Origin of the sequence: Pseudonocardia xinjiangensis, assembly GCF_012911925.1 — a bacterium.
In the GTDB taxonomy this organism is placed as follows: domain Bacteria; phylum Actinomycetota; class Actinomycetes; order Mycobacteriales; family Pseudonocardiaceae; genus Pseudonocardia; species Pseudonocardia xinjiangensis.
This window is the reverse complement of record NZ_JAAXKY010000037.1, coordinates 1-19,116: the sequence shown is the minus strand read 5'-3', so window position 1 is coordinate 19,116 and position 19,116 is coordinate 1. Positions and strand designations below refer to the sequence as shown.

Below are 19,116 nucleotides of genomic sequence, written 5' to 3'. Positions count from 1 at the left end.
CTCATCAGAGTCTGACTCTGATTGATATAGGATCAGTCCAATAAGAAGACTGTGAACGTGGCGGAGCCGTCACGTCGGCACACCGCTGCGGCGGCACAAGGGGGAACGATGAGCACGAACGAGTCGGCGACGTCCGTCGTGAAGGACCTGTCAGGGCAGCTCGGCTCGGACCGGGTCCTCGTCTCGGGTCCCGCGTACGACCAGGCCCGGGAGATCTGGAACTTCGCCGTGACGGCTGAACCGGCGTTGATCGCGCGGCCCGAGACTCCCGCCGAGGTACAGGCCGCGGTCCGGTCCGCACAAGATCACGGCCTGCCGCTGTCGGTGCGCAGCGGTGGCTACGACTGGGCCGGCCGGGCGCTGCGGCCCGACGGCCTCGTCATCGACCTGTCGCTCATGCGGGACGTCACGATCGACGCCGACGCGCGGGTCGCCACCGTGGCGGGCGGCGCCAACGCACGCGACGTCACCAGTGCCGCCACCCCCTTCGGCCTGGCGGCCGTCACCGGCGCGTGTATCGGCGCGGTCGGCATGGCCGGCCTGACGCTCGGGGGCGGCTACGGTCCGTTGTGCGGCCGGGCCGGCCTGGCGCTGGACAACCTGCTCGGTGCGGACGTGGTCCTCGCCGACGGGCGGTTGGTCACCACCGATGCCGAGCACGAGCCGGAGCTGTTCTGGGCGCTCCGCGGCGGTGGGGGCAACTTCGGCGTCGTGACGTCGCTGCGCGTGCGGCTGCACCCGCTCGACCGGGTGCTGGCGGGGTTCATCGTGTTTCCCTGGGAACAGGCCGACAGCGTGCTGCGCGGCCTGAACGAGGTGCTCGCCACGGACACGGACGAGCTCACGGTGCAGGGCGGGATCCTGTCGGGCCCGGACGGCAACCCCACGGCTCTGTTGTCCCCGACCTGGAGCGGCGACCTGGCGCAGGGCGCGAACGTCATCGCCGAGCTGGAACGGCTGGGCACTCCCCTGATGTCGCAGGTCGCACCCTTGACCTACGGCGAAGTCCTGGGGCTGCAGGAGCCCTTCATCATCCCCGGCAGCCACTACGCGATCCGCACGCGCACCGTCGCCGGCTACAGCCCGGACGTCATCTCGGCACTCCTCGAGACCGGTGCGGCCCGGACCTCGCCGATGTCCGCCATCCTGCTCCACCATTTCCACGGAGCAGCGGCGCGCGTGCCCCTCGACAGCACCGCGTTCGGCATCCGCCGCAACCACCTCATGACCGAGATCATCGCGTCGTGGGCGCCGGACGACGCCGACGCCCACCGCCACGTGGCATGGGCCGACTCGGTCTCCGCCGCGCTGGCGCCGCACGCTCTCCCCGGCGGCTACGCGGGCCTGCTCGCCTCCGACGCCGACGAGCAGATCGCGCACGCCTACGGCTCCAACGCTGCGCGGCTGCGCGCGGCCAAGGCCCGCTTCGACCCGGACGGGATCTTCGCCGCCATCCCCCTCCCGCCCGCGTCGGGCGGCTGAGGGCCACTCATTCGGCCAGTACGCGACGTAGCCAGTTCACCCGGGCAGCGCGCGCCTCGCGCGACATCGGGGCCGCGGGGACCACGCCGTCGAAGCCGTGGCAACCACCGGGCCAGACGTGCAGCTCGGCCTGGCCGCCCGCCTGCCAGATGCGGGACGCGTAGTCGACGGACTCGTCGCGGAAGGTCTCGACGGAGCCGGCCTCGATGAACGCCGACGGCAGCCCGGAGAGGTCGGTGGCGCGGGCCGGTGCGGCGTACGGCGAGACGTCCGGTCCGCCCGCGGCCGGGCCGAGCAGCGACGACCATCCGGTGGCGTTGGAGACGCTGTCCCAGACGCCTTCGCCGACGAGCTCGGTGCTCGACGGGGTGAGGGCGCGGTCGTCGATCATCGGGCACATCAGCAGCTGCCCCCGCACCCGCGGGCCGCCACGGTCCCGGGCGGCCAGGGCGGTGGCGGCGGCAAGGCCCGCTCCGGCGCTGCCCCCGGCGATCACCATCCGGTCGGGGTCGATCCCCAGCCCGGCGGCGTGCTCGCCGAGCCACGCCAGGCCGGCGTAGCAGTCCTCGACGGGCGCCGGGTGCGGGTGTTCCGGCGCGAGGCGGTACTCGACGCTGACCGCCACCATCGGGATCGCCGCCATCCACTCCAGCACCCCGTCGATACCGGTGCGGTGGTTGCCGGCCACCATCCCGCCACCGTGGATGAAGTACAGGCCGGGGAGAGCCACCGCCGGGTCGCGGTCCGTCGGGCGCAGGACGAGCAGCGCCACGTCGGGGTCACCTGCGCGCCCGGGCACCGTCAGCTCTTCGGCATGCACGTGCCGCCGGATCTCGTCCAGGCCCATCGTGTAGCCGGCATCGGTCATCTCGCGCAGCAAGCCGATCAGGTCCGGGGTGATGGACGACGGTAGTGCCCCGTTGACCGCCACCAGCGCCGCGGCCACCTCCGGATCGAACGGCGGGTGCACCTTCGTCATGTCCTGCTCCTCATCGTCCGGACGCTAGGCGGTCGGACGACGTGGCCCGTAGCCGTCGCGCGGCGGCTGTTCCCCGCCGCCTGGCGGACTGCCGGCCCTACCAGCGGTTTCTCCGCAGCCGCCGAAGCGCCAGGGCCACCGTGAGCCGGGTCCGGCCGAGCGCGGTGGCGACCGGGTAACCCAGTGCCCGGTCGAGCAGCTCCACCCGCCCCTGGACCGTGGAGTGATGCACGTGGAGGGCGGCCGCCGCACCTCGGAGGCTGGCCTCGGCCGTCACGGCGGTGAGGGTGTCGAGCGCCCACGGGTGGGCCGAGATGACGCGGTCGAGCAGGGCCGTCTCGGCGACCGCGGCCGGTGAGTCACAACCCTCCGCGAGCGCCAGCATCCCGCCCAGGGCAGCGGCATCGACATGTGCGGGCCCGGGTTCGTCCGCGGCGCAGGTGAACCGCAGGGCGAGCCGGGCCTGCTGGTAGGACGTCGGCAGGTCCCGGAGCTCGACGGGCGGACCGGCGGCGGAGCATCGCGGGTGGGGTGCGCCGCGCCGGCCTGCCGGTTCGATCGTGACGTCGAGCTCGCCGAGCCGCGCCGTGAGCGCCCGGCGGTGCCCCGGCGCGGCCCCGATGCCGACCGTCACCACGAACACTCCGTCCACCGGCAGCCCGAGGCGCCGGGCAGCGAGGGCGCGGGCGCTCTCGTCGACGGCGGCGTCCACCAGCAGCTCGACGGAGGCCGGGTCGGCCACCGGCGCGTCCGACCAGGTGCGGTCCAGCACGATCCGGACCGTGGTGGCGAGGCGCTCGACGAGGATCGCGTCGAGCTCCATCCGGGCCGTGCCGGTTCCGTCGCCGGACCGCTCCAGCCAGACGACGGCGTCCTCGCGGCCGGACGACACCGGCACGGTGGCACCGGTGGGCTCGCCGTCGGCCCGCCGCCCGTCGGGAAGGACCCGGATCCGCAGGCGGCGTGCGCGATCGGCCATGCCGGCCGGACAGCCGGCGAGCACCGCCGCGGCCCGGACGGTCGCCTCCAGACCGGCGCGCGCGTCGACGAGCGCGTCGAAGTGAGCGATCACCTGGAGCGCTGCCCCGGCGTCGGGATCCACGGAACGCAACCGCCCGGCGAGCTCACGCACTCCGGCTCCTCCCGTCACATCTGCACCGGGCCGGTCGGCCACCGGCCGGTGCGGCCTCGGTGCTCGCCCGGCTCACTCGCCTGCGGGGGCGCCGGTCTCGGCCAACCGCCCCCCGGACAGCCGGAGCCAGCGGTCGACCCTGATCTGCGAGAGGAACCGTTCGTCGTGGCTGACCACCACGAGTGCGCCCTCGTAGCCGTCAAGCGCGCTCTCCAACTGTCCCACGCTGAGCAGGTCGAGGTTGTTGGTCGGCTCGTCCAGCAGCAGCAGTTGTGGCGCGGGCTCGGAGTAGAGGATGCAGGCGAGCGTCGCCCGCAGCCGCTCGCCACCGGAGAGGACCCGGGCCGGGAGGCGGATCCGCGATCCCCGGAACAGGAACCGGGCCAGCAGGTGCATCAGCTCCGCGTCCGGCATCTCCGGCGCGAAGGCGCGCAGGTTCTCCGCCACCGTGCGGTCGGGGTCGAGCAGGTCCAGCCGTTGCGACAGGTGGGCGACCCGCCCCTCCGCACGCCGCACGGCACCGCTCTCCGGCTCCAGGTCACCGCCGACGACACGGAGCAGCGTGGACTTGCCGGAGCCGTTCGGACCGAGCAGCCCGATCCGCTCCGGGCCCCGGATCGTCAGGTCGGCCCCCGTGAAGATCGCCCGGTCGCCGTAGCGGACCTCCATCCCCCTGCCCTCGAACACCGTCCGCCCGGCGGGAACCCGGGTGCCGGGCAGTGCCAGCGCGATCTTCTGCTCGTCGCGCAGGGCGAGGCCCGCCTCGTCGAGCTTCGCCCTCGCGTCGCTGACCCGCTGCGAGTGCAGGTCGTTGGCCTTTCCGGCCGACTCCTGCGCCCGGCGCTGGTGGTTCCCGGCGTGGATCCGGGCGAGGCCGGCGGACTTGATGGTGCGCGACGCGTTGCCGGCCCGCCGGGCGGCACGTTCGCGCGCGGTCTGCAGCTCCCGCTTCTCCCGCTTCAGACCCTGTTCGGCGGTGCGGATGTTCCTCTCCGCGACCTCCCGGGCGGAGCGCACCGCCTCCTCGTAGTCGGTGTAGTTCCCGCCGTGGAAACGGATCTCCCCCCGGTCGAGCTCGGCGATGCGGTCCATCCGGTCCAGCAGCGCGCGGTCGTGGCTGACCAGGAACAGCAGGCCTTTCCAGTCCTCGAGGACGCCGTAGAGCTTGCGGCGCGCGTCGAGGTCGAGGTTGTTCGTGGGCTCGTCGAGGAGCAGGACGTCGGGCCGGTGGAGCAGTTGCGCCGCCAGGCCGAGGGACATGGCCTGCCCGCCGCTGAGCGTCCGCAGGCGGCGGTCGAGCACCACATGGCCGAGACCGAGCCGGTCGAGTTCGGCGAGAGCACGTTCCTCGATGTCCCAGTCGGCGCCGACAGTGGTGAAGTGCTCCTCGGCGGCGTCGCCGGACTCGATCGCGCGCAGGGCGTCCAGCACCGGGGCGATGCCCAGCACCTCGGCCACGCTGAGGTCGCCGGTCAGCGGAAGCGTCTGCGGAAGGTAACCGAGCACGCCCTCGACGGAGACGGATCCGCCGAGGGGCCGGTATTCGCCGGCGATCAGCTTGAGCAGCGTGCTCTTGCCCGCACCGTTGGGTGCGACCAGACCGGTGCGGCCACTGCCCACACTGAAGGAGAGGTTGTCGAAGACCGGGGTGTCGTCAGGCCAGGAGAAGGTGACGTTCGAACAGACGATGACGTCGGACATGAAAAGACTTTCGGGTTCGGCGCAGGTACGCAGAAGGCACACCTGGCGGCGGGCAGGAAGGCTCGACAAAAGGGGCAAGCCGCCGACACCAACAGCGCAGTGCGCGGGTGCCGATGGCCTCACACTCCGGGCTCACCCGGAGATGTCGTCGCCTTCTCCGCCTGTCATGCCGAACTCCGCTTCACGATCATGTGTGGCCCGATGCACAGGTCCACCTGAACCTGCCCGGAGGCTACCAGGCCGGGTGCAGTGCGCGGTCGGACGTGTGCCACAGGAGCGAGTCCCAGGCCGCCGGGGATCAGCGCTACCCGGACTCGCACAGTTGCGTTCGATATCGCGGGCGCCGTTCTCTTCGAACTGGAGCAGTCCCGCCGACAGTAGAAGGCGGTCCTGACCGAAGGGGGAGGCGAAGGTGCGCAATTCACTTCTCCGCGGCAGTGTTGCAGTCGCGGGTGCAAGGTCTCCTGGCAGCGCTACTACTAGCGGCAGCACCACCTTTGCACCATACGATCCGAATCGTACGATGCCCATATGGAAATAACGGCTCCACGGTCACAAGGGGCAGATCTGCTCTCGAGGAACCGGGGCCGTGAAACCATCCGGGGCTCACAATCCGAACGAGCAGGCGAATACCGCCGATAGTCCCGCCGGGCGAGCCTGAGCCGGCAACCGGGTCGCCCGCCCGACCCGACTCGCTGCTCCGGGCAACCGCGGAACGGCCTCGTCCAGCCGGCCGCGCACGCATGCGCCGACACATCCGCAATCCGACGAGCTCGGACCGCGATACCGCCTCGCCTCGCGGCCGAACCTCGACCACCACCAAGGGAGAGCACCGCAACATGAGTCGCGACCAGGACCCGGCACAACCAGTGCTCGGCCCGAAGGAGGCGGATGTCTTCGCCCGAGCGCTCTACGACTGCGTGGCCGGCCCCTTGTTCACGTTCGTCCTGCGCCTGACCCGAGACCACGCGCTCGCCGAGGACGTCGTGCAAGAAACACTGGTACGCGCCTGGCGCCGAGCCGACCGCATCGATCTCGGCCCGGACAACCTGCGTGCCTGGCTGTTCACGGTCGCCCGCAACATCGTCACGGACACCTGGCGCGCCTACGCCAGCCGCCCAGTGCTCACATCCAACGACCACGTACTACAGGCGATCCCCGCGGACGACGAGATCGAACAGATCCTGCAGCGCTGGGTGCTGCTCGACGCCCTCAACAGACTCACCAGCAAACACCGCGACGTACTCGTGGCGATCTACTACCAGGACAGTTCGATCGCCGAGACCGCGCGACGGCTCGGCGTTCCCCCCGGCACCGTGAAATCACGTACCCACCACGCGCTCCGCGCCCTACGGCTCGTACTGCAGGACGCGAAGGTGGCGTGACGCGGCACGGCTGGTTGGACGCCGCGGGGCGGGCCGATCCCGAGCACGCCGAGATCCTCGACCTAGCATGAAGCGACCCCGATATCCCCGGCGCCGGGCCTGACGTGAAGAGGAACCATCGTGATCTCCGCAGTCGTGATGCCCGGACCCGGGGCGCCGCTCGAGTTGCGTGAGTTCGACCGGCCCGATCCCGAACCGGGCGGGGTACTGCTGAGGACGCTCGGCAGCGAGGTCTGCGGAACGGATGCGCACCTGTGGAAGGGCCAGCTCGCCGGTGTGCCGTACCCGATCATCCCGGGGCACGTCAGTGTCGGTCAGATCGCCGAGATCGGTCCGGCGGACGCATCGGCGCCGCCCCCGACGGACGTGTCAGGGGCGCCGCTGGTGGTGGGCCAGATCGTGACGTTCCTCGACGTGTACGGCACGTGCGGCCGGTGCTGGTACTGCACCGTCGGGCACGCCACGACGCGGTGCCCGGCAAGGAAGGTCTACGGCGTGACCCTCTCCGCGGACGACGGCCTGCTCGGGGGCTGGTCGGAGTACATCTACCTGCGGCCTGGCGTGCATGTGGTCCCCCTGCCTGCCGAGTTGCACTGGCGCGCTTTCCTGGCAGGTGGCTGCGGAATGCCCACCGCGCTGCACGCGGTGACTCTCGGCGAGATCGCGTTCGGTGACACCGTCGTCGTCCAGGGCGCCGGACCCGTCGGTCTGTGCGCCGCCGTCCTCGCCCAACTTCGGGGCGCCGGGTCGGTGATCGTCGTCGGAGGTCCCGAGCTCAGGTTGGACGCGGCGACCCGATTCGGAGCCGACGCCGTGATCGACATCGGCTCGACCACCCCGCAGGAGCGGCTCGCGACGATCCGGGAGATGACCGGGGGACGCGGAGCGGATGTCACGATCGAGGCGACGGGAGCGCCGACGGCGGTGCCCGAAGGGATGCGGCTCACCCGCGACGCCGGACGCTACGTCGTCGTCGGGCAGTACACCGACGCCGGTGACGCCGGCTTCAACCCCCACCTGGACCTCAACCAGAAGCACCTGGACATCCGCGGATGCTGGGGCAGCGATGTGGGGCACGTCCATCGCGCGGTTCGGGTGATGGCGCGCTACGCGCAGCAGTTCCCCTGGACCGAGCTCATCAGCCGGGAGTACGCCCTCGACGACGCCCAGACCGCGCTCGAGGACGTCGCCGCACAGCGCGTGGTGAAGGCGCTCATCATTCCGTGACCGGCGCGGGCCGGTCGGCGGTCTGCGCCCGCTGCCGAGCACGATAGGCGCGGAGGTTCGTCGCGTTGCCGCAGACCCGCACGTCGTGCCAGACGCCGGTCTTGTTGCGGGAACGGTCGAAGAAGGCGCACGCGCAGCGTTCGTTGCGGCAGATCTTCAGACGCCGCAGGGCGTCGGTCTGCTGCGCCTCGAAGCACTCGATCAAGGCCAGCGAGGCCACCCGCCTCCAGCCCGTGCCGGCCGCCTCGGTGGTGATCGTGCCGCTCTCGTCGACCCGCATGGACGCGGCCATGGAGGGGAACGCCGGCGATCCCGGGCCGGGTGATGCTCCGTCGCCCTGCCTGGCGAGCATGCGGCGCAGGCTCCCGCGGAAGTCGTGCAGCGACTCGCGGTCCCGGTCGTCCAGTTCCACCACCGGCGCTCGTCGCCCGGTGGCCCGACTCCATCCGGACAGTGCGGCGTCCAGCCACACCTGGGCGGCACCGAGGTCCTCCAGCCAGTCCGGCTTCCGCGGTTTTCCTGCGGAGAACGTGTTGAGCAGGTCCTGGACGAACGCCAGGCCGCCGGGCGCCGCGTCCATCCCGTAGCGGTCCGTTGCCGACCACGTCATGCGGACACCCCTCGTAGATCGATGCCAGACCAGAACAGAGCCATAACCATTATGACTCTTCTCCGATTCGGGGCGTCAGAGTGCGAGCAGGACCCGGCCGAACGGTCCGCCTTCGGCAAGGTCGCGCTGCGCCGCGGCCGCCTCCTCCAGCGGGAAGACGCGCGCGACCACCGGGTGGAGAGCGCCCCGGGCGAGCATGTCGAGCAGCGTGGTGTCGGCCGCGGTGACCTGCTCGGCAGTGAAGAGGGCGAAGCGGAACCCGTGGATGTGGGCGTTCTTCCAGATCAGGTCGGTGACGTTCACGGTGGCCTGCATGCCGCCGGCGTAGCCGATGCTGATCAGTGTGCCGCCGACGGCCAGTGAGCCCAGAGCCTCCCCGGTGACCGCTCCCCCGACACCGTCCAGGACCACGTCCACACCCGTGCCGCCGGTGAGCCGGGCGACGCCGTCGCGCAGCGACTCCCGGGTGAGGTCGATGACCTCGTACCCCGCGGCCCGCCCCTGTTCGGCCTTCTCCGTGCTGGTGGCGGTGGTGATGGCGAGCGAGGCGCCGAGTTCGCGGGCGACCTCGACCCCACCCTGGCCGACCGCGCCTCCCACCCCGGGAGCGAGGACGCTCCGGCCCGCCCGGAAACCGGCCAGCTCGGTCAGGGCCAGGTAGGCGGTGAGATAGCCGGCGCCGGTGGTGAGCGCCGCGGCCGTCACGTCGTCGATCGCATCCGGGACCGTGACCAGGTGGGCCGGGTCGACGGCGACGAGGTCGGCCCAGGTGCCGTCGTCGCTCACGCCGTAACGGCCACCGCTCAGCACCACCCGGGTCCCCGCGGCGAGCCCGGCGACGCCCGGCTCCTGCACGACCCCCACCCCGAAGCCGCCTGGCCGGATCGGCAGCGGCTTGTGCAGGGCCGGGGCCAGCTTGCCCGACCGCACGGTCTCGTCCAGCGGGTTGACCCCCGCGACGGTCATGCGGACGACCACCCGCCCGGGGGAGGCGACCGGCTCAGGCACCTCCACGAGTTCGAGGACGTCGTAGCTACCGAAACGGTCGTACTGGACGGCACGCATCGTCTGGTCTCCTTCGTTCATCGGTGGCTCACGCGATCGATTCGACAGAACCGTATCGCTTTTATCTCTGTCTGCCAGCATGCTACTCATCACGTCTCACCCCCGCAGCTACCGTGCGCAGGGTCGTCAGGAGCCGGAGGAGCGCGTGATGCTGGGTCTGGTCGGCCAGGCAGCAGGGATGTTCGCGGTCACCAACATCGACGACGTCCTCGTCCTGGCGCTCTTCTTCGGGCGCGCCGCAGGCCACCGCGGGGGTGCGACCCGTGTGGTGATCGGCCAGTACCTCGGTTTCGCCGCGATCCTGGCGGTGTCGATCGTGGGAGCCCTCGGGGCCGGCCTGCTTCCGGACGCGGTCATCCCCTACCTGGGTCTGCTGCCACTCCTGTTCGGCATGCGCGCCGCCTGGCAGGCCTGGCGGCACCGCGACGACCCCGAGGACGAACCGGCATCCGACGGCACGGGCGGCCCGTCGATCCTCACCGTCGCCGCGGTCACGCTGGCGAACGGCGGCGACAACATGGGGGTCTACGTCCCCGTCCTCACCGCCACCGGCAACGGCGGCCTCGTCGTCTACGGCGTCGTCTTCCTCGTCCTGGTGGCGGTCTGGTGCGCCCTGGGCCGGTTCTTCGCGACCCGGCCGCTCGTCGCTCGCGCCCTGAGCAGGTGGGGGCACATCCTGCTCCCCGTCGTCCTGATCGGGATCGGACTCGTGATCCTCGTCGAGGGCGGGGCGTTCGGGCTCTGAGCTTCCGGGAGGAGTCGGAGCTCACCCATGATGACGGGCATGGCGACCGAAGGGACGGTCCGGGCCTGGGACACCGGGGCGGGGTGGGGGATCGTCGACTCCGCTTCGACCCCCGGCGGGTGTTGGACGCATTTCAGCCACATCGCTGTCCCGGGGTTCCGCAACCTCGAGCCGGGGCAGCTCGTCGATCTGGAATGGGAGCCCGCGCAGCAGGACGGCTACGCCTTCCGTGCCGTCCGCGTCCGCCCGCGGGGCCGACAGCCCGACGAACCTCCCGCTGACCACAGCACCGCGGATGACGGGAGCGCCTACCGAAGCGCCGTGACCATCACGCCGGACGGGCATCCGCCCGACTGACACCGACCCGCGCTCAGGCGACGGCGGCCGACGACACCGCGCAGGCGGAGCCGGTGATCGTTGTGAGATCCGGTTCTTCGCCCTGCGAAGGGCCGAAACCCGGATCTCGCGGCAGTCACGAGACCCAGGCGGGCGACTCGGCCACGCAAAACGGGCGACTCGCGCGGGGGAAGTGGGCGACTCGCGGGGACGGGTCGGTGGGCGGGATCGCGGCATCGTGCCTGCTGGGTGACGTCGGAGCCATACTGGTCGGTGTGCCTGTGCCGCCGTGGGATCCCGCGTGGGAGCCGGTCCACCTCACCGGCCGGTCCGGATCACCGTCATGACGACCGGCCGGCGCCGCCGTGCGCCACACCGAGCGAGGGGCGCCGGGTGACCACGAACCTTCTCGTGGCCACGGCGTTCCTGGTCGTCCTCGCCGCCTTCGTCCAGGGCGCCACCGGGTTCGGTTTCGCGCTGATCGTCGCGCCGGTGATCGGCCTGATCGAGCCGCACCTGCTCCCGGTGGTGCTCCTCGTTCTCATGATCCCGCTCAACGTGTACGTCGCCTGCCGCGAACGGCACGCCATCGACTTCCGCGGCGCGGGGTGGATCACCGCGGGACGCGTCGCCGGGACGGCGGTCGGCCTGTGGGTCCTGGCGGCGGTGTCGACCGGCGGCCTGAGCCTGCTCATCGGCGGGTCCACCGTGCTCGCCGCGCTGGTGTCGCTACTCGCTCCGTCGTTCGTGCCGGGCCGGGGGGCGCTGGTCGCCGTGGGTGCGGTCACCGGCGTGACCGAGACGGCCACCGGTGTCGGCGGGCCGCCGCTGGCGCTGGTCCATCAGCACCGGCCGGCGCCGGTACTGCGGTCCACCGTCGCGGTCTGCTTCGTCATCGGCGAAGTCCTCTCGCTCGGGCTGCTCGCCGCCACCAGCAAGGTGAACGCACACCAGATCCGAACGGCGCTCCTGCTCCTGCCCGCCCTCGCCGTCGGCGCCCTGCTCAGCCGCACCGTTCACCGCCGTGTCGACGGGCCGCTCATGCGCACGCTCGTGCTCGGGTTCGCGATCATCTCCGGCATCCTCTTGCTCGTGACGGGCTGACCTCTCGATCGACCTTCGGCGCGCGAGTGGCGCTCAGGCCTTGCCGTAGTCCGTGCTCAGCCACTTCTCGGGGCGCATCCGGACGAGCAGCGAACTCGCGCCGAGGTTGTCCTTCACCCAGCGCACAGCCTCGTCCCCGGGCAGGTAGCGGCTCGCGATGCCGAGAGCCTGCTCCTCGGTGGGGGCCTGGTCGAGCGCGACGATCGGACCCTCGGCCGTGACGTACTTGTAGGGCGGCGTTTCGACCTGGGCGCAGATGCTGAAGCGGCCCGCCTCCCGGAACAGGCGTTCCTTCACCGATCCGCGATCGATCCAGATCAGCAGGTCACCGCCGGGTTCGTAGTCGTACCAGACCGGCACGGCGAGCGGGGCCCGCTCGGGGCGGTTCACCGCCACCACGCCGACGTGCACTCCGGCCAGGAACTCCTGGCGCTCCTGGGCGGTCATGGCGAACGACATCGCTACCCCTCGAACAGGACTCGGAGGACAAATACCCCAGGGGCAACGTCCACAGCGTCCGGCTCATTCCGCTGGCCCGGCGACCTGCCCGCGGCGGCCGTGACTCATGCGGGTGGGTCGACGGCGTCCCGGACCGTCAGTGTCCTGCCCGCAGCAGGTAGGCGCGTGCACTGTCCAGGATCTCGTCGGACAGCGGGTCACCCGCGGTGCCGCGAGCCAGATGGAGGGCCCCGACGAGAGTGCACAGCGTCAGAATGTGATCACGGCGCGCGGCAGCGGCGTCGTTGTCGTCATCGAACCCGGCGAGCACCTCGATGAACCGGCGTACCCCTTCCACGTAGGCCGCCCGCAGCGGGCTCGTCGGTTCCTCCCGGGCCACATCACTGCCGAACGCGGTGGAGGGGCAGCTCGAGCCGGGAAAATCCCGAGACTCGGCCGATAGGTAGAAATCGGCGAGCTCCTGGCGAGCACGCTCGCGATCATCGCGATGCTGATCAACGAACCCGGCCATGGTTCCCAGCGTCTCGTTGAAAGCCTCGCCGATGGCTTCGGCGGCCAGGGCGTCCTTCGAATCGAACTGACGGTAGAAGCCGCCAGTCGTCAGTCCCACCTCAGCCATGATCTCAGCAACGCTCACCCCTTCGAGCCCACGTTCCCTGAGCAGTCGAGCGGCAGCCGCCACCACCTGCTCGCGGTGCTGATCCGCCACGGCCCGTGACACCCGACCCATCAGAACCCCTCTCCTCGCGTCGCTATACATCATGATTATCATCTACCTGGTCCGCTGTCGTGATCGTGTGGCGCAGGCGATACTCGTCCGGATCAGCCAGATGCACGATTCGCCCGGCCGTCACCGCGCCACAGGCAGGCGGTGGGCCCGAGACCCGGGGCGCCGTCCCCGACTGGTCCGGCACGGCTGGGAAGTCTCGAGGATCACGCAAGAGGCGCGAGAGCGCGAAGACGAGGCATGATCATCTCACCGATGCGCTTGAACGACTGAATCATCTGCTCATGGTCGCCGACTATGTGGCGCACCAGTACGTCGTCGAAGCCGAGTGCTCGATAGTCCTCGAGCTGTTCCGTGACCGTACTCGCAGAACCCACCAACAGCTGGTCCCGACTGCCGCCACGGTAACCTTCGGAAAGAATCTCGGAGACCACCCGCTCTGCCTCGCGATCGGATTCGCCCACATAGATGTCACGGCGCAGAACCGGGAGAGCCGGGCGACCGTGGCGGGCCGCCGCTTCCCGGTAGGTATCGAGTTGTTCCACGAGCTCGCCGCGGGTCACGTTCTGTCCCGTCAGCCAGCCGTCCCCGAGCCGCCCGGCCCGCTCGGCAGCCGCGCGCACGGTACCCGCCAGCCAGATCGAAACCGGTACGCGAGGAGAGGGGCCGGTCTGGACGCCGTCCAACTGGCAGTAGCGCCCCTCGATCGTCGTGGTCTCCCCGGCAAGCAGTCCACGCAGAGCGCGCACCGTCTCCTCCAGGCGGACAATACGGCTGCGCTCTTCCATACCGAACGCCGCGAACTGGCGCTCGTTCTCACCGAGCGCCAACGTCGCGACCAATGGTCCTTGGGCGAAGGCCGCCAAGGTCCCGATCTGCTCGGCCAGCACTATCGGGTGATAAAAGGGGGCGAGGAACACCGCACCCAGCGGCATCGAGCCCGTCGTCGCCATCAGACGTCCCAGGGTCGGGATCGGCGAGAAGGAATTCGCATAGGTCGGTGGCACGGCATGGTGATCCCCGACGATCAACATATCGAGATCTGCGTCGCGGACAGCGGCAGCGACATCGACCAGGTTGGCGGCCTGCGTCTCGGTCGAGATCGCCCCCATGGGCCGCTCGATGAAGCCGCCCGGAGGCAGCGCATCCAGCATCTCCCGGAATGTGGCGAAGGTGGTCGAGGATACGGGGAAGAGGAAACGCAGAGACGTGCCGAGCTTCACTGGACAACTCCACTTCGAGAGCAGGAAGATGGGTCCCGGGGGCTCCTACGATTCCCGTGGCGAGTATCGCGCGCGCAGCTCGTTCTTGAGGACCTTGCCGGCGCCGGACAGGGGCAGCGTGTCGACGAATGCCACAGTGCGGGGCGCCTTGTAGCCGGCGATGAACTGCTTGACGTGTTCGCGCAGTACCTCGACATCGGGCCGATCATCACCAGCCGGCACGATAACCGCGTGCACGCGCTCACCCCAGTCCTCGTCGGGCAGGCCCACCACCGCGCAGGACTTCACCGCCGGGTGTGAGCTGAGCGCGTTCTCCACCTCTGCGGAGTAGATGTTCTCGCCTCCGGAAATTATCATGTCCTTGATCCGGTCGACGATGAACACGTATCCTTCCTCGTCCATGTAACCGGCGTCGCCGGTGTGCATCCAGTCATTTCGCAGCACATCGGCGGTCATGGCGAGGAGGTCCCAGTATCCCCGCATCACGCTTGCGCCACGGCAGATGATCTGACCGATACCACCTCGCGGCAGTTCCCGGTCCTGCTCGTCGACCACGAGCACCTCACAATGGGGTGCCGCCCGGCCGACCGAACGGCGCAGGCGGGCATCCGCATGGTCCTCATGGGAGAGGACCGTGATCACCGGCCCCAGTTCGGTCATCGCGTAAACCTGGGTGAACTCCGTGGTGGGCATCCGATCCATGGCCCGCTGCAGGACCGACTCGGATATCGGCGACGCGCTGTAGGTCAGTCTCTGCAAGCTCGACAGGTCCGCATCCGCGGCGGCCTCGGAATCAACCAGCAGCTGTATCATGGTCGGCACCAGCAGCGTGTCGGTGACATCGTACTGTTCGATTGCTTTCGCCACCCCGGCAGGAGTGAAGCGGGGCACGTACACGTGTGTCCGGCCCAACGTCATGGATTCCGTCCAGGGTGCGCACCCGGCGATATGGAACATCGGAGCGACATGCAAGACGCGCCCGCCGGAAAGTGAGCCGCCCGGCACCCGCTGCCGGGTCGCCTCCATCCCGAATGCCGACGTGAGGATGTTGGCGTGACTGAGCATCACGCCTTTCGAACGTCCGGTGGTGCCGCCGGTGTAGAAGATTCCAGCCAACGCATTGCCACCACGACGCGCATCAGGAACAGGATCGTACTTCGCGATGAGCGCTTCCATGCTCAACGCGCCCTCGGGCACCGGCCCGGAACCGATGTGGATGACCGTCCGCAGCAGCGGTACGACGTCGTGGAGCTGAGGGACGATCGAGGTGAACGCGTCGTCCACCAGCAGTACCTGAGTGTCGCAGTCACGCAGCGAATAGCCGATCTCCGCCACGCTCCACCTGGTGTTCACCGGGTTCATGATCGCGTCCGCCCAGGGCACTGCCAGTAAGTACTCATGGTAGATGTCCGAGTTGTGGGCGAGGATTCCCACTCGGTCATCGGTCTGCACTCCGACGGCTTTGAGTGCCGCAGCGAGACGAGCCACCCGCTCCCCCGACTCGGCCCAGGTCCGCACCCGATCGCCGAAGATCGTCGCCGGCCGCCCTGGAGTCCGTTGGACAGCGCGGTGAAGACCTTGCGTCAAATACATGGCTCTCCCTCGATGTGTTCCCGGAAAGCGCGCGCACGCTCGTGGACGCCTCAGGCGGCCCAAGTTTAGATTATCTTCCACATCTAAAGATCGCTGGCGACGGGTGGTGCATCTCACGCGGAGCCGGCCGGAGTCCAGCGGGAGCGCGAGCAGCCGCGGCGAGTGGACCGGACGCCTCCACGGTCGAGGGCGCGGTGGTGGCGAGGTCCCGGAAGTGCGGTCACCACCGGCACGTCCGGGATCCCGGCACCGGCCGGCATGCCGGCCGTCGACCACACATCGCCGACGGCGTCCTGCGGGTGCGGAGCGCGGCCCCGCCACGACCTGACACCGAACTTCACTGAGCACAGGCAACTGACCGCTGACCCCTCCGACAGCGTGCGACTGCCCGCGAAGACATCTCCCGTCCCGGGTCGATCATGTGGGCACCGCATCCTCCTGCACCCCACCATCACCTCCTTCCGCAGACGAATCACGAAACCCGTCGCTGGGGCCGTCTGGAGAGCTTGATTGCGGGCCCCGGTCGCCGCCATCGGTCAACCGACCTAGGTATGGCCACGAAGATCGGGCATACCTGCCGTAACGGCGGCCGACGGGTCAGCCGACCGACGGCCTCAGACCACGAGCCCGGGGATGCCGCGCAGCTGGGCCCGCGAGGTGATCTGAAGCTTCGGGAACACCTGCGAGAGGTGCGCACCGACGGTTCGATGCGAGACGTACAGCCGCTGCCCGATCTCCCGGTTCGTCAGCCCCGTGGCGGCGAGCTGGGCGATCTGCAGCTCTTGCGGAGTGAGCCGGTCGACCGCCGAGCTCCGGCGTGTTCCACTCTGCTCGCCCGCGGCCCGCAGCTCGCGTCGCGCCCGCTCGCCCCACGGCACGGCGCCCAGCGCGTCGAACGCGTCACGCGCCGAGCGCAGCGGTGGCCGCGACTCCGCCACCCGGCGTCGACGGCGCAGCCACTCGCCGAACGTGAGTTCCGTGTACGCGCGGAGGAATGGCTGGGCGTGGACCGCCTGGAGGGCCTGAGCGAACCGGGACTCGGCCTGCTCGCCATCGGCCAGCAGTGCACGTGCCAGGCGCAGTCCCGCATGCAGCGACGGCGCGGTGGTCACCGTCGCCGCGTGTTCGAGACCGGCCACGATCCCGGCTGCGGCGTCCTGCTCGCCGCTTCGCACCGCTGCGTCGGCGAGCTCGACCACGGTGCAGCATCGCAGCGCGAGCTGAAACGAGGGGTCGGCGACGTCGTACAAGCGGGAGAACCGGGCGAAGGCCTCACTGAACTCCCCAGCGGCCAGAGCTGCCAGCGCACGGGCGTTCTGCGCCGTGGCCAGCACCGGGCGGGCGCCGACCGAGATCCCCGTCCTGACGGCGGCGGCCGCCAACTCTTCCGCGGAGTCCCCGTCGCCTCGGAGAGCGGCGATCTTGGCCTGCGTGGCCTGGACGAGCGCGTGCAGGTACGGCTGGCCCGTCTCCCGGGCCAGCTCTCCCGCCTCCTCCGCAGCTGGAATCGCGGTGTTCAGGTCGACGAGGTGCGCGGCGCTCCAGGCCTGGGCCGCGAGTGCACGGGCGAGCAGCTGCAGCCGTCCTTCCGCGCGCAGGCCCGCGACCGAGGCGGCGGACCGGCCCTGCGCAAAGTCGAAGGCGCCGACCAGCACCGCGGCGCTGCCGAGCAGGCGTTCGGCCTGGGCGTCGAGCATCGACCCAGCGGCGAGGCGGCGAGACCGGTCGATGACCACCGTGCCTCGCTCGATCGGCGCCGCGTAAGCCAGGATCGCCAGGATCCGGGGATCGAGCTCGTCGATGGGGAGCCGCTCGGCCACGGCGACAATGCGGTCGCGGGCCTCGCTGTCCGGCTCGGTCCAGAAGCAGCGCAGCGCCGCGCTCCACAGGATCCGGATTGCCGTGTCGACGTGGCCGTCGGTCACCATGGACTCGGCCAACCGGACGAGGGCGAGTGCGTCGGTGGTGCCGTCGCGGAGACCGTCCTCCAGGCTGGCCCGCGTCCAGGCCAGGCGGGCGCGCTGTTGGGGCGAGAGGTCCAGCCGGGAGGCGGCGCCCAGCAGCCGGTCCACGAGGTTCTGACTGCCGAGTTCGACCGCCAGGTCTGCCGCGCGGAGCAGCCGGTCCGCGCGGAGGTCGGGGACGGCGCTGAGCCGGGCGGCGTGCTCGAGGGCGGTGACGGCGCCGGTGACGGCTCCGCGGCGCAGCGATTCCTGCGCGACGGTCTCGAGCTCGGTGGCCACCTCCTCGTCCGGCGGGTCCGTGGCGGCGGCCCGGTGCCAGACGCTGCGCTCCGGTGCGTCGGCGAGGACCTCGGCGAGGGCGGCGTGCGCTGCCTGCCGCCGCTCAGCAGTCGCGAGCTGGTGAATCGCCGAGCGCATCAGCGGATGGCGGAACCGGAGCGAGTCGCCGTCGATCTCGATCAACCGCGCGACGACGGCAGGTGCGAGGTCCGCACGACCGGTCTTTCGTCCGGTCAGCACCTGGGCGGCGCGGGCGGTCTCGGCCACGCTGCCGCCATCGTCGAGCGCGGCGACCAGCAGCGCCGTCGCGGTCAGCTCGGGCAACGATGCGACGCGCGCGGTGAAGGCCCGTTCGAGCCGTTCGGTCAGCGGGAGCCAGTGCTCGGTCAGGGCGGCGTTCCTGTCGGTCCCCTGCGCGGCGACGGGGAGCTCGATCAGCGCGAGCGGGTTGCCGGCCGCATCGCCGAGCACTCGTCGCCGCAGGCTCTCGGAGAGCCCGGCGGCGCGCGCGTCCAGCAGGGTCTCGGCGTGCTCGCGCGAGAGCGGCGGGACGACGAGCTCCGGCAGCCCGGCGTCGTCGAATCGGGACGGCACGTCCTCGCGCACCGCCGCAGCCAGCACGATCGGCTCGGAGGCCAGCCTGCGGCCGAGGAAGGCGATCACGTCTGCGCTGCAGCTGTCGAGCCAGTGAGCGTCCTCGGCGATCACGAGCACCGGTTTCCGGGTGGCAATCTCGGAGAGCAGGTCCAGTGCGGCCAGTGCGACGAGGAAAACGTCCACGACGGTGCCCTCGTCGAGGCCGAGTGCGGCGCGCAGCGCGTCACGCTGGCGCGGCGGGAGCAGGTCGATGTCCCGGCGGACGGGCCGCAGCAACTGGTGGAGGCCGGCGAAGTGCAGGTGCGCCTCCGACTCGATGCCGACGGTCGTCAACACCCGCAGGCCCATGTCGGATGCTCGTTCGGCCAGCTCGGCGAGCAGCGCCGACTTTCCGATGCCCGCCTCACCCCGGAGCAGCACGGCGCCGCCGCCGATGCCGACCCCCTCCAGGAGCCCCCCGAGCCGGCGAAGCTCCTCCTCGCGGCCGATCAGGCTCACACCACCCACC

The 19,116-nt window shown here is 70.6% G+C and carries 16 protein-coding genes; 6 read left to right on the top strand and 10 right to left on the bottom strand.

The window, feature by feature from the left end; translation table 11 throughout:
* The first annotated feature begins 108 nt into the window (after positions 1-108).
* Complete coding sequence (locus HF577_RS13750) at positions 109-1,482, top strand: FAD-binding oxidoreductase (protein ID WP_169396219.1); 1,374 nt, start codon at positions 109-111, stop codon at positions 1,480-1,482.
* A 7-nt stretch (positions 1,483-1,489) separates the two neighbouring features.
* Here the strand turns inward: HF577_RS13750 and HF577_RS13745 are convergent, their stop codons facing one another.
* From HF577_RS13745 to abc-f, 3 genes are all read right to left on the bottom strand, one after another.
* The gene (locus HF577_RS13745) at positions 1,490-2,461 is read right to left on the bottom strand and encodes an alpha/beta hydrolase (RefSeq protein WP_169396218.1); all 972 of its coding nucleotides are present in this window, start codon (positions 2,459-2,461) and stop codon (positions 1,490-1,492) included.
* Positions 2,462-2,558: 97 nt separating this feature from the next.
* Positions 2,559-3,593, bottom strand: a complete 1,035-nt coding sequence (locus HF577_RS39720) for a helix-turn-helix domain-containing protein (RefSeq protein ID WP_169396217.1) — start codon at positions 3,591-3,593, stop codon at positions 2,559-2,561.
* Between the two features lie 72 nt (positions 3,594-3,665).
* Entirely contained in the window at positions 3,666-5,294 is a 1,629-nt protein-coding gene (abc-f, locus tag HF577_RS13735) for a ribosomal protection-like ABC-F family protein (RefSeq protein WP_169396216.1), read from the bottom strand.
* 839 nt (positions 5,295-6,133) lie between these two features.
* On the opposite strand from abc-f, the gene HF577_RS13730 reads away from it, so the two are divergent.
* Positions 6,134-6,679, top strand: coding sequence for a sigma-70 family RNA polymerase sigma factor (locus HF577_RS13730; protein ID WP_169396215.1), 546 nt, complete (start codon positions 6,134-6,136; stop codon positions 6,677-6,679).
* 120 nt (positions 6,680-6,799) lie between these two features.
* A complete protein-coding gene (locus HF577_RS13725; protein WP_211174237.1) occupies positions 6,800-7,906 on the top strand; it encodes a zinc-binding dehydrogenase in 1,107 nt (368 codons plus the stop codon).
* Here the strand turns inward: HF577_RS13725 and HF577_RS13720 are convergent.
* Both HF577_RS13720 and HF577_RS13715 read right to left on the bottom strand, forming a co-directional pair.
* Positions 7,896-8,516 (bottom strand): CGNR zinc finger domain-containing protein, encoded by a 621-nt coding sequence (locus HF577_RS13720; RefSeq protein WP_169396214.1) that lies wholly within the window; start codon positions 8,514-8,516, stop codon positions 7,896-7,898. The two genes, HF577_RS13725 and HF577_RS13720, sit on opposite strands and share 11 nt — an antisense overlap.
* Positions 8,517-8,591: 75 nt before the next feature.
* Entirely contained in the window at positions 8,592-9,581 is a 990-nt protein-coding gene (locus HF577_RS13715; RefSeq protein WP_169396213.1) for a quinone oxidoreductase family protein, read from the bottom strand.
* A 148-nt stretch (positions 9,582-9,729) separates the two neighbouring features.
* On the opposite strand from HF577_RS13715, the gene HF577_RS13710 reads away from it, so the two are divergent.
* The 3 genes from HF577_RS13710 to HF577_RS13700 all read left to right on the top strand — a co-directional run bounded on the left by HF577_RS13710 (position 9,730) and on the right by HF577_RS13700 (position 11,766).
* Complete coding sequence (locus HF577_RS13710) at positions 9,730-10,326, top strand: cadmium resistance transporter (RefSeq protein ID WP_246266336.1); 597 nt, start codon at positions 9,730-9,732, stop codon at positions 10,324-10,326.
* Between the two features lie 39 nt (positions 10,327-10,365).
* Complete coding sequence (locus HF577_RS13705) at positions 10,366-10,683, top strand: S1 domain-containing protein (RefSeq protein ID WP_169396211.1); 318 nt, start codon at positions 10,366-10,368, stop codon at positions 10,681-10,683.
* Positions 10,684-11,055: 372 nt separating this feature from the next.
* Positions 11,056-11,766, top strand: a complete 711-nt coding sequence (locus HF577_RS13700) for a sulfite exporter TauE/SafE family protein (protein WP_169396210.1) — start codon at positions 11,056-11,058, stop codon at positions 11,764-11,766.
* A gap of 33 nt (positions 11,767-11,799) precedes the next feature.
* Here HF577_RS13700 and HF577_RS13695 read toward each other — a convergent pair whose 3' ends face one another.
* The 5 genes from HF577_RS13695 to HF577_RS13675 all read right to left on the bottom strand — a co-directional run.
* The gene (locus tag HF577_RS13695; RefSeq protein ID WP_246266335.1) at positions 11,800-12,225 is read right to left on the bottom strand and encodes a pyridoxamine 5'-phosphate oxidase family protein; all 426 of its coding nucleotides are present in this window, start codon (positions 12,223-12,225) and stop codon (positions 11,800-11,802) included.
* A gap of 136 nt (positions 12,226-12,361) precedes the next feature.
* The gene (locus HF577_RS13690) at positions 12,362-12,934 is read right to left on the bottom strand and encodes a TetR/AcrR family transcriptional regulator (protein WP_211174235.1); all 573 of its coding nucleotides are present in this window, start codon (positions 12,932-12,934) and stop codon (positions 12,362-12,364) included.
* A 224-nt stretch (positions 12,935-13,158) separates the two neighbouring features.
* Positions 13,159-14,175: an LLM class flavin-dependent oxidoreductase gene (locus HF577_RS13685; protein ID WP_169396208.1), complete on the bottom strand. Its 1,017-nt coding sequence runs from the start codon at positions 14,173-14,175 to the stop codon at positions 13,159-13,161.
* Positions 14,176-14,220: 45 nt separating this feature from the next.
* Positions 14,221-15,768, bottom strand: a complete 1,548-nt coding sequence (locus HF577_RS13680) for a long-chain-fatty-acid--CoA ligase (RefSeq protein ID WP_169396207.1) — start codon at positions 15,766-15,768, stop codon at positions 14,221-14,223.
* A 614-nt stretch (positions 15,769-16,382) separates the two neighbouring features.
* Positions 16,383-19,116: ATP-binding protein (locus tag HF577_RS13675; protein ID WP_312859122.1), on the bottom strand; the 2,734-nt coding region annotated here is incomplete at its 5' end.